The organism is Streptomyces sp. NPDC004667, assembly GCF_040609475.1.
Classification (GTDB): Bacteria; Actinomycetota; Actinomycetes; order Streptomycetales; family Streptomycetaceae; genus Streptomyces.
Genome location: NZ_JBEXKC010000026.1, coordinates 21,997 through 36,816, shown reverse-complemented (window position 1 = coordinate 36,816; position 14,820 = coordinate 21,997). Strand labels below are relative to the sequence as shown.

General features: G+C 74.0%; 11 protein-coding genes. 5 read left to right on the top strand and 6 right to left on the bottom strand.

Annotation, left to right across the window (positions count from 1 at the left end; translation table 11 throughout):
- Nucleotides 1-2: 2 nt before the first annotated feature.
- The 5 genes from ABZW32_RS17005 to ABZW32_RS16985 all read right to left on the bottom strand — a co-directional run bounded on the left by ABZW32_RS17005 (nucleotide 3) and on the right by ABZW32_RS16985 (nucleotide 6,714).
- Nucleotides 3-1,124 (bottom strand): macro domain-containing protein, encoded by a 1,122-nt coding sequence (locus ABZW32_RS17005; protein ID WP_356216449.1) that lies wholly within the window; start codon nucleotides 1,122-1,124, stop codon nucleotides 3-5.
- A 60-nt stretch (nucleotides 1,125-1,184) separates the two neighbouring features.
- Nucleotides 1,185-1,871 carry an RES family NAD+ phosphorylase gene (locus ABZW32_RS17000; RefSeq protein WP_356216446.1) on the bottom strand — a complete coding sequence of 229 codons (687 nt, stop codon included), beginning with the start codon at nucleotides 1,869-1,871 and terminating at the stop codon, nucleotides 1,185-1,187.
- On the bottom strand, nucleotides 1,868-2,587 hold the full coding sequence (locus tag ABZW32_RS16995) for a hypothetical protein (RefSeq protein ID WP_356216445.1): 720 nt from the start codon (nucleotides 2,585-2,587) through the stop codon (nucleotides 1,868-1,870). Before ABZW32_RS16995 ends, ABZW32_RS17000 begins: the two co-directional genes overlap by 4 nt.
- On the bottom strand, nucleotides 2,584-6,057 hold the full coding sequence (locus tag ABZW32_RS16990; protein ID WP_356216442.1) for a CHAT domain-containing protein: 3,474 nt from the start codon (nucleotides 6,055-6,057) through the stop codon (nucleotides 2,584-2,586). Before ABZW32_RS16990 ends, ABZW32_RS16995 begins: the two co-directional genes overlap by 4 nt.
- A gap of 114 nt (nucleotides 6,058-6,171) precedes the next feature.
- On the bottom strand, nucleotides 6,172-6,714 hold the full coding sequence (locus ABZW32_RS16985; RefSeq protein ID WP_356216440.1) for a hypothetical protein: 543 nt from the start codon (nucleotides 6,712-6,714) through the stop codon (nucleotides 6,172-6,174).
- Nucleotides 6,715-6,983: 269 nt separating this feature from the next.
- Between ABZW32_RS16985 and ABZW32_RS16980 the strand changes: the two genes are divergently transcribed.
- Both ABZW32_RS16980 and ABZW32_RS16975 read left to right on the top strand, forming a co-directional pair.
- A complete protein-coding gene (locus ABZW32_RS16980; RefSeq protein ID WP_356216438.1) occupies nucleotides 6,984-10,403 on the top strand; it encodes a CHAT domain-containing protein in 3,420 nt (1,139 codons plus the stop codon).
- Nucleotides 10,404-10,608: 205 nt separating this feature from the next.
- Complete coding sequence (locus ABZW32_RS16975) at nucleotides 10,609-12,249, top strand: serine/threonine-protein kinase (RefSeq protein WP_356216435.1); 1,641 nt, start codon at nucleotides 10,609-10,611, stop codon at nucleotides 12,247-12,249.
- A gap of 31 nt (nucleotides 12,250-12,280) precedes the next feature.
- On the opposite strand, the gene ABZW32_RS16970 is transcribed toward ABZW32_RS16975, so the two are convergent.
- The gene (locus ABZW32_RS16970) at nucleotides 12,281-13,252 is read right to left on the bottom strand and encodes a hypothetical protein (RefSeq protein ID WP_356216433.1); all 972 of its coding nucleotides are present in this window, start codon (nucleotides 13,250-13,252) and stop codon (nucleotides 12,281-12,283) included.
- Nucleotides 13,253-13,302: 50 nt separating this feature from the next.
- On the opposite strand from ABZW32_RS16970, the gene ABZW32_RS16965 reads away from it, so the two are divergent.
- From ABZW32_RS16965 to ABZW32_RS16955, 3 genes are all read left to right on the top strand, one after another.
- Complete coding sequence (locus ABZW32_RS16965) at nucleotides 13,303-13,578, top strand: transposase (protein WP_356216430.1); 276 nt, start codon at nucleotides 13,303-13,305, stop codon at nucleotides 13,576-13,578.
- A gap of 275 nt (nucleotides 13,579-13,853) precedes the next feature.
- A complete protein-coding gene (locus tag ABZW32_RS16960; protein WP_328960952.1) occupies nucleotides 13,854-14,141 on the top strand; it encodes a hypothetical protein in 288 nt (95 codons plus the stop codon).
- 190 nt (nucleotides 14,142-14,331) lie between these two features.
- Nucleotides 14,332-14,487, top strand: coding sequence for a hypothetical protein (locus tag ABZW32_RS16955; protein ID WP_351148445.1), 156 nt, complete (start codon nucleotides 14,332-14,334; stop codon nucleotides 14,485-14,487).
- Nucleotides 14,488-14,820 lie beyond the last annotated feature (333 nt).

The window sequence follows — 14,820 nt, the reverse complement described above, 5'->3', positions numbered from 1 at the left end:
GGTCAGCCGGTCGGCCTCCGGTCGTGCGCGGGGCGTATTCCGGCCGGGACGCGCTCCACCGCCGCGGCCGCCGCGGCCGTGCGCACCACGAAGTGGACGTCCCACTGCGCCCCGCGCGCCAGCTCCGCCTCCACGGCCGCCCACACGGCGCGCACACTGACCTCGTAGGACAGGCCGCCGCGGCCGGAACCGAGCAGCGGGAAGCACACCGAGCGCAGCGGCGGCGCATGGCGGCCGTGCTCCTCGGCCAGCACCGCCAGGGCCCGGGACACCGCCCGGGTGACGTCGGCCGGCAGCACGTCGTAGTCGTTGGTCCCGGCCCGGGGCACGGCGATCGCCGCGTGGTAGATGCGCCGGATGCCCTGGGCGGCCAGGGCCCCGGCGCCGGTGGCCACCACGGTGCCGGGCCGCACCGCCCGCCCCGACGCGCCGTGCCGCTCGGCCCACCGGCGCAGTTCCGTCGGCAGCGGGTCCGCCAGGACCTCGCCGGTGACGCCGTGCACCGCCGCCGCCCGCCGCAACGAGGCGGCGATGGACGACTTGTACGACTCGGGCAGCGCGAAGTGGACGTTGGACGGGGAGACGATCACGTCCACGTCGCGCAGCAGGTCCACGGGGTGCACGTGCACGGTGAGCCCGACCGTCCGGCCGGCGGTCCGGACCTCCACGGTCCGGTGGGTGCCCAGACCGCCCCCGTCCGCCCGGTCCACCCCGGCCGTACCGGCGTCCGCGGCGCCCTCGTCCGCGGCCAGCCGCACGATGTGCTCGGCGACCTGGCCGAGCACCATCACCTCCTGGTCCTTGCGGAACCGCTCGACGCTCACCCCGTAGAGCGAGGCCGCCCTGGCACGGCGGGAGGACGCGGGCCAGTCCCGGGTCCCCTGGGCCAGCCCCAGGGTGTACTCGGCGGCGCTGCGCAGCGTCCCCGCGTCCAGGCGCGCGACCGCGCAGCGCAGCAACACCTCGATGGGGGCGCCCGGCGGCCGGGCCGAGGGCGTGGCGGCCGCCTCCGCAGCCGCTTCCAGGGCGGGCAGCGCGCGCCCCCTCAGCCGGACCAGTCCCGCGCGCCGTACCTCCTTCAACTCGGCGAGGAGTGCGGCGTAATCAGATGGAGGTAATGCCATGGGCCCACGATGGCATCACCCTTCACAGGCGGACAAGCCGCGGCGGCCGGCCCGTCGGCATCAGCGCGTCACGGGTTTCGACACCTCCGCCCGCAGTGGATCGAGCAGAGCGTTCGTTTCCTCGACGCCTCCGGGGGAACCGAGGTCCGCGATGCCCCGCCCCGGCAGCACCTCCAGGGCCTCGCAGTGACAGTCGTCGAAGCGGTCGTGGAACAGCACCATGGAGTGCCGGGGGCGGTTGCGGCGTGACTGCCAGACGAGCCCCATCGCGTCGGGCGCCTGCGCCCGGATCTCGCTCGTCCACCGCCGGGCCATCGGATAACTGCGCTCGTCGTCCAGGAGGTTGGCGGTCTGGTGGACGGCGGCCAGGTCCTTCTCCTCGATCAGCGAGACCAAGGTCAGCTCGCGCGTGGTGCGCAGCACGCTCAGGGCCCGGCCGTGGACGGCGGCGTACGGGATCTCCCTCCTGGCACCCGTCCAGGGCACCGAGCGCAGCACGCTCTCCGCGACGGCGGTCAAGGCGTCGTCGGCCACGTACAGGCTCCGGTACGGGTCCAGCACCGTGCCCTCGAAGCGGCCGCCGCTGAGGTGGAGGTCCGCGAGGGTCGGGTTGAACTGGGTGGGCCGGTACTTGGACTTGTGTACCCGCCACAGCTCCGTGCCGGCCGGCACCACCGTGCGGTTGGGGTCCAGTTCGTCCTTGATCATGGGGAAGAGCCTGATCAGGGGCGGGAGGTTGCCCATCATTCCCCCTCCACGAGTGCGCCGGCCGCGCCGACGAGTTCATGGTCGGGCAGCCGTCCCAGGAACGACGCGGGGGTCCCGCCCAGCCAGGTGTTCCCGCCGAGCCACCAGGACGCGGCGCCCCGGGGGTCGATGTCCGCCAGGAGCAGCCGGTTGACTTCGAGGACGACCTCGTGCGGGGTGCCGCCGCCCGCGGGGAACTGGAACCGCGGGTAGCGGTCGCCGTTCGGCGGGTCCGGCAGCCTGATCAGTTCGGGCGGTGGCGCACCACCGCAGCGGGCCGTCGCCTCCGCCGCCGAGAACGCCGGTTCCCGCAGCAGCGGATCCGGCGTGCGCTCGTCGCCGGTCCCCGCGGGGGGCGTCGCGGCGGGAGCGGGGCCGGGAGCGGCCGGTGCCGGCTCCGGCGCCGCCATCAGGCCGACCAGCGCCAGCGCCTCCGTCACCGCCGCCGGCCCCGGGGCTGCGGCCACCAGGCGTGCGCCGTCCAGCGCACCGCGCACCGGATGCTCGAACGGCAGTGGCCGCAGCGCCAGCCTGACGCCCTGGAGCGCCCTGCGCACCGCCATGGTGTCGTCCGGCGGCGCTTCGGCGAGCGCGGTCAGCCGGGCGAGCAGCAGCGCGTGCTGCTCGTCGTCGAGCGCCGCGCGGATGGACTCCAGATGCTCGCCGATCAGGGCGAGCAGCGGCTCCGCGGACGGTCCGCGGCCCTCCTCGTTCATGTGGTCCCTCCTGCTGTGTTCGTCGTGCCCGGACCCGGATGCCCCTGATGGGCGAAGGCGGCCCAGAGCGCGGTCCGTTCCAGTCCCGGCCGTCCCATCTCCCGGAGCAGGTCGCCCCGCAGGGAGCCGGGGTTCTCACGGCCGGGGTCGAGCATCCACAGCTGCGCGGCCCGCAGGGCGTCCACGGGACCGAGCCCGTCGACGACCAGGTGGTGGTGGAACACGGCCATCAGCAGCGCCGTCGCACTGTCCTGGGCCAGCCAGCGCGAGCCCACGACGTCCCGCGCTCCGGCGGCGACGAACGCCGTGGTCAGGGTCAGGGCCTCGTCGTGGTCCCGGGTGCTCAGATCCGTCTGGCACGCGCTCAGGACCACCAACGGCCCGTCGGACCCGTCCTGTCGCCCCTCCCGGTCGAGCAGCCGCGTCACGGACAGCGGTGCCGGCGTGCACTCCTCGTCGGCCGCGAGGTGCAGCGCCGAGACCGTGGGGCGGGTGCCCGCGGATCCGTGCGAGACCACGTGCAGCAGGGAGGTGCCGTCTGCGAGGAACCCCAGGACCGCCTCGGGCGTCCCGGGCGGCAGGTCCTCACCGTAGAGCGCGCCGCACAGCCGGGCGTGCGGATAGAAGGCCTCCCGCAGTGCGGTGACCTCCGTATCGGCGAACCCCAGGCTCATCGTCGGGTCGGCGACCAGGACGGGCGCGGCCACCGGGTCCCGCGGCGCCCGTCCCGCCGTCCGCAGGAACTGGCCGCCGGACGCCGCGTAGCTGATGACCGCCGCCTGGCAGAGCCGTTCGTGGGCCGCCCCGGCCGGGAGCCGCGCCGCGTGCCACGGCACGATCCCCAGGCGCCCGCAGGGCACCAGTACGACGCGGAGCGGCCCGTCCTCGTCCCCGCGTCCCCCGCCGTCCGCGGCCAGGCGTTCCTCGATGCCGCCGAGGACCGGGCCGAGGGCCTGGAACGCCCAGTCGCACAATTCCTCCAGGGCCTCTTCCCACGCCAGTGCGACGGCCGTGTCGTTCTGGTCTAGGTCCCGTGCCGCCGCCGCCTCCACGTACCGTGCCAGCGGGCCGTCCTCGTCGTCGGTGAGTCCGGGCAGGGCGCCCGCGCCGGCCCCCAGCCGCGGCCCCACCGCGATCATCAGGCCCGGGCCCTCGTCGTCGCCGGACAGCAGGTAGAGGAGTACGTCCGCACCCGCGTCGGCCAGCCCGTCCGCGAGCTCGCTCAACGTGGGCGTGCTCAGCAGGCCGCCGTCCCGGCGGTAGCCGAGGGCGTCGAGGGCCTGGCGGCGCAGGGTGCTCGGCAGAGCGCCGGGGACCTCCCCCGCACGGCCCGGACCGCCGTCCGCGTCCGCGGTGCCCCCGGCATCCCGTGCGGCGCCCTCGGCCGTCCGCCAGGCCTCGGCGAGGTCCCGGCGCCCGGCCGCCTCCAGGCGTTCGGGTACGGCGGAGGAGGTGGAGGCCGCCTGCAGGACCAGCGCCCGGCCCAGCTCCAGCGAGGCAACGGCCTCGTGCAGCCTTCCGTACGAGGCGGCCATCCGGGCCGCCCGTACGCCGCGGCTTGCTCCGGTGCGGGCGGCCAGCAGACCGTGCTCCGCGCCCGCCTGGAGGAGGACGTCGGCGGCCAGGGCCGTCAGCGCCTCCTCGGCGGCTTCGAGCGCTCCGGTGTCGGCCGGGGCGGAGGTGTCCGTCCCGAACTGCCCGCGCAGGTGGTAGGCCTCGGCCAGGTGCCACAGCGCGTCGGCGGCGATCCGCGGCGCCCTGCCCTCCCGGACGCCGTCCCGCAGGCGTTCGAGTTCGCCGATCAGGGCGTCGAGCACGGCCGGGTCCCGGTCGAGGCCGAAGCGCACGCGCAGGGAGAGCGTGGAGGTGTACAGGTCCTCCATCGAGGCGTCCGGGGGCGGCGGAACGTGGTCGGGGACCGCCGCCGCCGGCTCCCCGGCGAGGGCGGCGCGGATCATGCCGAGGTTCCCCGTCCAGGCGACGGGCAGCTCTCCGGCGAACGGCAGTCCGCTCTCCTTGGCGCGGTCCATCGCCCGCTCGACGTGGGGCAGGGCCCGCAGCAGCGTCTCCCGGTCCCGGGTCGCCACCCCGAGCGAGCCGTGCGCGGCGCCGAGCGCACCGTCCACCGCGAACCGGAGCGGATCGCTCTCGGGGACGGCCGCGCCCAGCGTCTCCGCCTCTGCCACGAGCGCGTGGAGCGTCGGGAGGTCCTCCGCCTCCCGTGCCTCCATCGCCCGGGAAGCGATCTCCATCGCGCGCCCCAGGACGGTGGGGTCGCCCATGCCCCCGGGCAGCGATCCCGAGATCGCCTCCAGGTGGCCGATGACCGAGCCCAGGTGGGCGCGGCCGGCCGCCTGGTCCTGGTGGGTGCCGCCCACGGCCGCACTGACACCGAGCAGGAGTGCCCTGAGGCTCTCCAGGGCGGAGCTCTGGTCCGGGCCCGGAAGCGGCAGGTCCTGTGCGGAACGCAGCCTGCCGAGGAGGTCGTTGAGTGCCCGGGGGTCGCCGCCGCGCAGGAGGGGGTCCAGCCCCTCGGTGGTCGCGTTCACGGCGTCCAGGGCGCGGGCCAGGTTCCGGACGTCATCGGGAGTGAGCGTCGGCCTGGGCTCGGGCTCCGGCCTGGGCTCGGGCTCCGGCCTCGGCTCGGGCTCCGGCCTCGGCTCCGGACCCGTTCCCGCTGCCGCTGCCGCTGCCGCTGCCGCTCCGGGTCCCGGTCCCGCTCCCGGCTGGCGGGGCGGGCCGGGCGGTGTCGTCCCTCCGTGCTCCCGACCGCCCCCGAAACCCCCGGCACCCCCGAAGGCCCCGTCCATCATCTGCCGCAACTGATCCGCGAAGGGCGAACCGGCCGGCACCATGCCCGACAGCATCTCGGAGAGCCCTTGCGGGGATGGGGCCGCGAGGACCTGCAGGACCTGACGCAGCGGATCCAACACCTCGGCGGGCAGGGGAAGCCGTGCCGCGTCCTCCATCAGCTCGCCCAGCTCGGACGCGGCCGTGAGCATCCCGGCGGGACCCGCCCGGGTGAACCGGTCGAGATAGCCGGAGAGGTCGGGCACGGCTCCGTGGGAGCCCTCCTGGGGCTGGATCGGCGAGACGTGGGTGATCAGGAAGAGTGCCGCCCATCGCCGCTCCTCTTCGGTCACCACCGCCCCCAGCGGTGTCGTACGGTCCCGCGCGTCACGCAGCAGCGCCTCGGCCCGGTCCCGGTCCGCGGCCGTACCGTCCCCGGTCGCGTGGAGCAGGGTCAGCGCACCCGCGAGCCATACGGTCACCGAGCCGCGCAGTTCCTCGTCGTGGTCCAGCAGGCCGGTGAGCCGGTCGAGTTCGGCGACCGACGCCCGGCAGGCGCGGGGTGCCGGCGGACCGGACCCCCGCAGGCCGGGGAGCAGCCGCTTGACCCGCTCCACGGCGTCCGAGACCCAGACGCGCAGGCCCTCGACGCCACCGCTCTCCTCGGGGCTCACCGGCATTCCGGTATTCCGCCTCTCCGGCCGCGCACGGCCCCCACACGTTCCCCAAAGGCTCCGAATCCCCACTATGCACATCCGCGGTGGGTGTCGCGGGGAGTTCCCCGCTTCTGCCGGTCAACGACCGGAGTCCGACCCGAAGGCGCCCAGATCGGCCCGCATCTCCCGCCGCATCTCCCGTAGCCGGGCCCACAGCGATCCGATGGCCGCGTGTGCGGCGGCCGGTGAGTCCCCCGGTCGCGGCACGCCCTCGTCCAGCCGCCGGAGCATGCCGTAGACCGTGCCGAGACCGTGACTGACGGCGGCGGCCCGGTCGAGCACCCGCTCCGGCAGCCGCATCTGCGCCTGCGCGTACACCTCCCGGTGGTGGTCGCGCGCCCCGGTGAGCCGTTGCCGTGCGCGGGGCAGCTCGGCGTCCTGCCCCAGCGCGTGCAACTGGTCGTTGAGCGCGGCCAGATAGTGTCGGCCGGAGGTGTTGAGCGCCACATAGCAGGCCCGCAGCTCCTGGGACGAGGCGAGCCTGTCCCGCAACTCCTCGGTCCGTTCCTGATCGCGCCGCCGACCGAGATCCGCCGCCCGCTGGGTCAGGAGCGCGGACATCAGTGTGCCGACTACCCCCGCGACGGCAGTCAGCAGAGCGGTCAGCACACCGATGTCCACGCGGCCCCCCCTCGTTCCCCGCACGACAAGCGAAGCAGCGGGGGTGCGCCCGGTGAAGGCCCGGCCCGGACTTCGCCCGGTGTTTGCCCCGTTGCCGCCCACCTGGGGCCGGGAGCGGTGGTGCGATGGGCGGAGCCGGGGTGGCGATCGGTCGATTTCCGGTCGGGAAGGGCGAGTTGACCACGATCGGGTACGACGGGAGCACTCCGCGGCCATCATGGTCCGCGGGAACGACCGGATGGACCACCGAGCCGACGGGGGCGTGGGGCATGGCGCAGGACGGGGAGAGCGGCGGGGTCCGGGCACTTCGGACCTGGGCCGCGGAGGCGGGCGAACGCGCCGCCCGGCTGCTGGAACGGGACGACGACGGGTCTGCGGTGTCCGCCCGGGAGTTCGAGAGCTCCGACGCCGAACTCTCTCGGTTGCGTCCCCTCCTGGACCACGAACCGGAGCTGCTCGGCAGGATCACCCTGCTGCACGGAGGCCTGCTCGCCATGCGTCACGTCACCGGGCGGGGCCTGCCGGACGACCCGGAACGGGCCCGGCGTCTGCTGGAGGAGGTGCGGGACCGTACGACGGTCGCCGGGGAGCGGATGGCGGAGGACGGCAGGCGGTGGGCGGCGATGTTCCTGATGATGGTGTCGGGGCACGTCGACCCGGGTGGCTTGGCGGGGGTGCCCCCGGACTTCTGGTCCGTCTTCGACCGGGCGACGGCGGCCGGGCCGGAAGGAGCCGCCGCCGAGGCGGCCCGGATGGTGGCACTGGCCGACGAGGTGGGGCAGCTGCCGGTGCCGCCGGAACTCCGGGCCCGGCTGGAGAAGATGCGGGAGGTGCTGTCGTACGTGTCGGAGACCGACCTCTCCGACCCCGGGACACTGCTGGCGATGCTGCCCACCGACCTGCCCTTCGGAGACCAGCTGCGGACCTTGCTGGACCTCGTGGCGGTCCTGCACGGTCGGCCCGACTCCACGGCCCCGGCCGATCGCGCCCACTCGCGCGAGTCGCCGGTACCGGGAGCCATCGCCCGGGAGTCGGAGCCGGAATCGCGGCAGCAGCCGGAGTCGGAGTCGGCGGCCGACGATGCCGTCACCAGCGCGTGGCTCGCCACCGTACTCGGCCTGCCGGAGACCGCGCAGACCGGCGATCCCGAGTCCCTCGACCGGCTTCTCCACCGGCTGGCCGGGCAGCTCGACCTCCTGCCCGAGGGGCACGACCGGGCCTCCGAGATCGAGAACCTGATGCGCATGGTGCTCCAGACGGCAGGACCGCTCGGAGGCAGCAGGGCGGACAGCGGCAAGGCCCGCGGGCAGATCGACTCGGTCGTCGAGCACCTCGCCGGGTGGCAGGCCGGGGATCCCGCAGTGGCGGACCTCGCCGTGGGGGTCCGCGCGTACGAACTGTTCGCCAGGATGAACGCGGCGGAGGAGGCGGACGACGAGGAGGAGCGCCGGAGGCTGGTGGGCGAGGTGGAGGTCCTCGAACGTGAGACGCCCGCCGATCACGCCTTCCGTTCGGTGGTGGAACTCGTCCACGGCACGGCCCTCACGTCGACGGCCGCGCGTACGGGCGACAGTGAGATGCTCACGCGCGGCCTGGCACGGCTGGAGGCCGCCCTTGCGGACATGCCCATGGCAGCACCCGGGTTCCCCCGCGAAGAGCTCGTGGCGACCCGCGAGGTGTTCCGGGCCCTGCTGGCCGTGCAGGCGGACACCCCCGGCCTCATGCCCGACCCGGCTCCGCCGGCCCCCGGCGCCACCACGGGCACCCGATACCTCGCCGCCCTGACGGCCACCTTGCGGCACACCACCACCGAGGACCCCGCCGATCTGGACGCGGCCATCAGCGGACTGGAGCAGGTCCGCGACGACGTCCGGCGGGGCCGGCTGCCGCAGCTCGCGGCCCCCACGCTGTGGCTGCTCGCGGAGAACTACCGCCGCCGCCTGGACCGTACCCAGGACCCGGCGGACCGGGACGCCGCCACGGACGCAGCCCTGGAGTCGCTGCGGGCGCTCGCCGGTGAGGTCGTCCTCCAGGCCGGCTCCGACCACGCCCTGGTCGCCGCCCGGTCCGGGGCCGACCGCGGGGTGCGGGCCGCCATCTGGGCCGCCTCCCAGGGCCGGGTCGAGGACGCGGTCGCCGCGCTCGAACTGGGCCGGGCCCTGGTGCTGCGAGCGGCTTCCACCTCCAGGGCCGTGCCCGAACTGCTGGAGTCCCGCGGCCACTTCGACCTCGCCGCCGAATGGCGGGCGGCCGAACGCGGACGGGACACAGCCGCATCGGCACCCGGATCCGCACCCGCATCGGCACCCGGTTCCGCACCCGAAACCGGAAGCGGCGGGGCGCCCGGTACGGCCCTCTGGGAACTGCCCAGCTCCCTGCGGCGCCACGCCCTGGAGGCCCTCGGCTTCCGCGAGCCGGGCGGCGTCCTCTTCCCCACCCCCACGGTCGACGAGCTCAAGGCCGGGGTGGCCGAGGGCAACGCGGACGCGCTGGTCTACCTGCTCGCGGGCGAGGGCGCCACACCGGGCATGGCGGTGGTCGTGGGCCCGGACATCGGCACCGGAGTCCGCGCCCTGCCCCTCCTGTCCGGGGAGAAGAGCGGCCCCCTGGAGCGCTACCTCGACGCCGCGGCCGCGCACCAGGAGCGCCCCGGCGCCCCGGAGGCCGCGCAGTCCTGGGAGGACGCGCTGTCCGATCTCTGCGACTGGGCGACGGAGGCGGTGGTCCTCCCGGTGATGAGCGGCATCGCGGAGCGGCTCGCCGGGAACGAGGACCGGCGCAAGGACCGCCCCGGCCCGCCCCGGATCGTGCTGGTGCCCTGCGGCGGCCTCGGCGTCGTGCCCTGGCACGCGGCCCGCCTGCCGGCCGAGGCCCCCGGCGACTACGTCTGCCAGATCATGGTCATCAGCTACGCGGCGTCCGGCCGCCAGTTCCTGGACACGGTCCGGCGCGCCCGGCGCGCCCCGGCCGACGCCCCCGTCCTGGTGTCGGACCCCACCATGAGCCTGCCGTACGCGGAGTTGGAGGTGACGGCGCTCCAGCAGGCGCTGTACCCGCGGGCGCGGCTGTACGGGGAGTTCTACGAACCGCCCGCCGAGCCCGCGGCGGCCGGCACCCCGGGCGACCTCCTCGACGCACTCGCCGGTGCTCCGTCCCTGCTCCACGTGGCGTGCCACGGCTCGGCCGGCACCGACCCGACGACCTCCGCGCTGCGCCTGGCACCCGGAGCGGACGGACCCGAGGGGGACCGGCCCACCGACCTGCTGACCGTCTCGCGGCTGCTCGACCGCACCACGGACGAACAGGAGCCACCGGACGGGCCGTTGGTCGTGCTCAGTGCCTGTGAGACGGACCTGAGCAAGCGCGACCACGACGAGGCGCTGACCCTGACGACCGCCTTCGTGGCGGGCGGCGCGCGGGACGTGGTGGGCTCCCGGTGGGCCACACAGGACTCGGCCGCGGCGCTGATGATGGCCGTGTTCCACCACTACCTGACCGTCGAGGGCCTGAGCCCGGTCGACGCGCTCCACCTCGCGCAGATGTGGATGCTCGACCCGGACCGGAAGAACCCGGGGTCGCTGACCGGCAGCCTCCTCGACGAGCTGACCCGCGGCCCGGACCTGCACCGCCCGGCCACCTGGGCCGCCTTCATCCACCAGGGCCATCCGGGGCCGTCGGCCGGTGGGTGAGGTGACGTGCGCGGCGGTCCGGCCGGAGGGTGGTGCCGGCGACGGGGGGTGGGCATCGCTCGTGTGGAGGACGTGAAGGAGAAGTGATGGACCGCCCCCCGGCGTGTGGCTACGATCGCGGCCTGTGTCACAACCAGCGGGGGAGCGACAGACCTTGGAGACAATGGCACCGGGCGATCCGCAGCGCATGGGACCCTACCGATTGGTGGCACGGCTCGGGGCCGGAGGGATGGGCCAGGTCTTCCTCGGGCGCACCGCGGGCGGACGGACGGTGGCCGTCAAGACGGTCCGCCCCGAGTACGCGGCGGACCCGGAGTTCCGGCAGCGCTTCCGGCAGGAGGTGGCCGCCGCGCGTCTGGTCGGTGGCCGCTGGACGGCCCCGGTGCTGGACGCCGACACCGAGGGCGGGCAGCCGTGGGTGGCGACCGGCTACGTCGCCGGGCCCTCGCTGTCCGCCGCTGTCCGGCGGTTCGGCCCGTTGCCGCCGGACGCGGTACGGGTCCTGGGTGCCGGGCTCGCCGAGGCGCTGGTGGCGGTGCACGAGCTGGGCCTGGTCCACCGGGACGTCAAACCCTCCAACGTGCTGCTGGCCCTGGACGGCCCGCGGCTCATCGACTTCGGCATCGCCCGCGCCCTGGACGCGACCTCGGTCCTGACCCGGTCCGGGTACGTCGTCGGCTCGCCCGGTTTCATGTCCCCCGAGCAGGCGCGGGGCGACGCCACCGGGCCGGCCGGGGACGTGTTCGCGCTCGGTGCCGTGCTGGCGTTCGCGGCGACCGGGGCGGCGCCGTTCGGCGAGAAGGACAGCGCGGCCGTGCTGCTCTACCGGATCGTCCACGAGGAGCCCGAACTCGGCGGCATCAGCGGGGAGTTGCATGACCTCGTGCGTGGCTGCCTGGAGAAGGAGCCCGGTCGCCGGCCGACGCCCGGACAACTGCGCCACCGGCTGGACCTGATCGGGGCGGAGGGCACCCGCCTCGGCGAACGCGGCTGGCTGCCGAGGAACCTCTCGGACGCGGTGGCGCGGTCGGCGGTCGAACTCCTCGACCTGGAGGGCCAGGCCGCGGACACACATGCGGTGCCACCGGTTCCGCCGGTTCCGTCGGCTCCGCCCACAGCGATGACCGCGCCGCTGCCGCCCCCGTCGCCCACGGTGCCCTACCCGGCGCCCGCCCATCCCGGCGGCCCCGCACCCGCCCCGCCGTACGTACACGTGGCCGCGCCGGCCACACCGCCGGGCCCGTACCCGTATCCGTATCCGGCGGCTCCGCCGGCGGCGCGGCCGACCGCGCCCCGGCGGTGGGTCGGCAGGCTGCTCGCACTGGTGGTGATCGGGGTGGTGTCGGCGGCGCTGGCGGGCCTGGTGGCCTGGCAGATCGCGGACAGGGGCAGCCACGACAGCGCCGACGGCCGGCCCACCGGCACCACCGCCCCGACCTCGCCCTCGCCCCGGGCCTCCTCCCCGGGCTCCTCCTCGCCCTCACCCAGGGGCGTATCGGACGCCGGGGTCGTGCCGAAGGCCTTCGTCGGCGTCTTCGCCGGCAAGGTGAGCTCTCCGGCCGGAGTGTCCATGGCGGTCCGGGTCACCCTGGTCCAGGGCGGGATAGGGGACCCCATCAACACCACGGAGACCGACGGCGGAACCGGCACCGGGAAGGTCGTCTGCACCGGTGAGGCCACCCTCGTGAGCGCGACCGACGCCCGGCTGGTGCTCCAGCCGGTCCCGCTCTCCGGCGTCAGCGGCTGCACCCAGCTCCCGGGCTACAGCATCGTGACCCTCAACGCCGACGGCTCCCTGCACGTCACCCAGGACGGCCTCAGCGGAGACCTGACCCGCCGGACCTGACGCCCGCGTGATTCTGCGGCGGGCGAGTCGCTCAGAGCCCGTGCTGTTCGAGAACGGCCATCAGCTTCCGCTTGCGTTTCTGGTCGGCGCGCAACGTGGCCAGGTAGGTGGCGAACTCGGCCTCGGTGCCGAGTGTCCGATGGCAGGCGCGAGCGCTGAGGAGGAGCTCCGCGAGGCGTTCGTACGCACGGTCACCGCTCTGCTCGCGCAGGGGCTCGATGCACCGGAGGTAGACGGTCAGAGCGTCGGCCGGTCGCCGGTCGCGGAGCCGGTCGGCCAGGACGAGCCACTGGCGCTGGTCGGCGTAGCCGTCGGCAGCGGCCTGCCAGGCGGGCTGGAGGTCGTTGTCGTCGATGAGCGCGTCGACCAGCGGGGAGCCGCCGCACCAGCGGTCCGTCGTGGGCCGGGAGACGGCCTTCAGCGACTCCAGGGCGTCCTCGCGTTCGGAGCCCTCCCAGGTTCCGGTGGCACGGGCCGCCGTACGCAGGTCCTGGTAGGCGGCCAGTGAGGGACGGGCGCGCATCAGGTCCCGGCGGACCGCGACCACGTCGGCAGGCCGGTCGGCCCGCGCATATCGCTCGCAGACGAAGGCGACCAGATCGCCGTCCGGTCCCTGATCGGAGACGGTTTCCCGCAGGCCGAGCTCCGCCCACTCCAAGGCCTCGCCCGGGCGGCCGGCCGTTTCGAGTTCCCTGGCGATCACCAGGTGGGTGCGGCCGTCCGGGGCGAGGTCCGCCGCGTGGACCTTCACCTCTGCGTCCACGCCGCCACCGTCGGCCTTCAGGAGGCGCTCCATGAGGTACCTCTCCGCCCACCCCTTCGGGTTGGCCCGCCATGCGGCCACCACCAGTGCCCGCGCCCGGGCCCGACCCGGGTCGCCGAGCACCTCGCGGGCCACCTCCACCGCGTCCGCCGACCGGCCGCTCGCCGTCAGCGCCCGGAGGGCGGTGACGGCCTCAGCTGCCTGCCGGGTGGGCGTCGGCGAGGTGCTCGGCGAGTGCAAGCCGACCCGGAACGGCAGGCAAGGACTTCCTGGCCTTTCTGAAGAAGGCGGTGCAACCGCATGCCGGGAAGGAAGTCCATGTCGTCCTGGACAACCTCTCGACGCACACCACCCCGGAGGTCAAGGAGTGGCTGTCGAAGAACCCGCACGTCCACTTTCATTTCACTCCCGTCGGCTCCTCGTGGCTGAATCAGATCGAGATCTGGTTCGGAATCCTGACCCGGCAGTCCATCCGCCGCAGCACGTTCTCCAGCGTCAACGTCCTGATCAAACAGATCCGCGACTACATCAACTCCTGGAACACGACGGCGAAACCGTTCACGTAAACCGCGACCGCCGGTGAGGCCCTCGCGAAGGTCAGGCTCGTCGCGACCAACGTGAAGAAACTCGTCAATAACAAATTGAACTGACATGAACAGGATCACGAGACACTAGGCGCAGGGCCACACCACAAGCCACATGGTGACACAACCGCCTCACTTGACTCGAAATCTTCCGCGCGGCGCTCAGGCGCTTCTCGGCATTCCCCGCCGATCCGGCCCTCCCGCCGGATTCGGGAAACGCGAGAGGGGAGGAGTGCGGAAACCCTACGATGAACTCCATGAGTGCGCTGATCTTCCTCCTGTCGCTCGGCACAGTCTGTCGCGTCACGCGATTCGTCACCAAGGACGCCCTCGCCGCGGGGTTCCGCTCCCGGATCGCCGACCGTTTCGGCGAAGACTCCCACCCGGCCTATCTGGTCACCTGCGGATGGTGCGTCAGCATCTGGGTCGCGGGCGCCGTCACCGTGCTCGCCCACTGGGCCGGCGAGGAAACGTGGTTCCAGGCGGGCGCCACGGCGCTTACCCTTTCCTACCTCACCGGCCTCGCCGCCAACTGGCTTGACTGACTGGCACGTTGGAATAGTCCCCATCATCGCCGCCACGTATAAATATGACTATACGGCGGCGAGTGTCGGCGTGCGGTGCCCGGGGGTAAAGGGTAAAGGGAACGAGCCGGGGGCTCGGTCCTGCCCCGGAACTCCCCCGGCCCTCCACCTTGACCGGCCGCCGGAGCGGCCGAACGGAAGGAGGAAGACCATGGCATGCAATTGCGGACGCGCCAGCCGGTCCACGCTCGTCTACCGGCTGGTCCTGCCCAATGGGGTCACGCGCCAGTACCCCACGCGGCAGGAGGCCGACGCGGCCAACAAGAGGGCAGGCGGGCAAGGTTCCATCACGGCGGTCCGCCAGTAGGCCCGCCCACTCCGGCGGGCCGCCGGAAGGGCGACGCCCCCACCAGCAGCCCCTCGGCGTACCGGACAGCCGGTGCACCGGGGGGCTGCGGCGTGCCGTGGCACCCCTGGTATTGCAAATGCCGCGAAGGAATAACATGATTCACTCAGCGCGGAATCCTTTCTCTTGCGCCCGTGAGTCCGCCAGACTGTCCTGAGAGCGTGAGTACACCCCCGGCGCCGCCCAGTTACGTGCCCGGGAAAACAACCGAAAGGGAAACCTTTCCTCTCGCGAGAGTGCACCAAGGCGCCGCATAATCCGGGTTTATCGCCTCTCGCGCGCCTGAGTGCGCTG

Excerpts from the sequence above, each read along its gene's own strand:
- ABZW32_RS17005 (WP_356216449.1), bottom strand. The coding sequence starts at position 1,124 with ATGGCATTACCTCCATCTGATTACGCCGCACTCCTCGCCGAGTTGAAG.
- ABZW32_RS17000 (WP_356216446.1), bottom strand. The coding sequence starts at position 1,871 with ATGATGGGCAACCTCCCGCCCCTGATCAGGCTCTTCCCCATGATCAAG.
- ABZW32_RS16995 (WP_356216445.1), bottom strand. The coding sequence starts at position 2,587 with ATGAACGAGGAGGGCCGCGGACCGTCCGCGGAGCCGCTGCTCGCCCTG.
- ABZW32_RS16990 (WP_356216442.1), bottom strand. The coding sequence starts at position 6,057 with ATGCCGGTGAGCCCCGAGGAGAGCGGTGGCGTCGAGGGCCTGCGCGTC.
- ABZW32_RS16980 (WP_356216438.1), top strand. The coding sequence starts at position 6,984 with ATGGCGCAGGACGGGGAGAGCGGCGGGGTCCGGGCACTTCGGACCTGG.
- ABZW32_RS16960 (WP_328960952.1), top strand. The coding sequence starts at position 13,854 with ATGAGTGCGCTGATCTTCCTCCTGTCGCTCGGCACAGTCTGTCGCGTC.
- ABZW32_RS16955 (WP_351148445.1), top strand. The coding sequence starts at position 14,332 with ATGGCATGCAATTGCGGACGCGCCAGCCGGTCCACGCTCGTCTACCGG.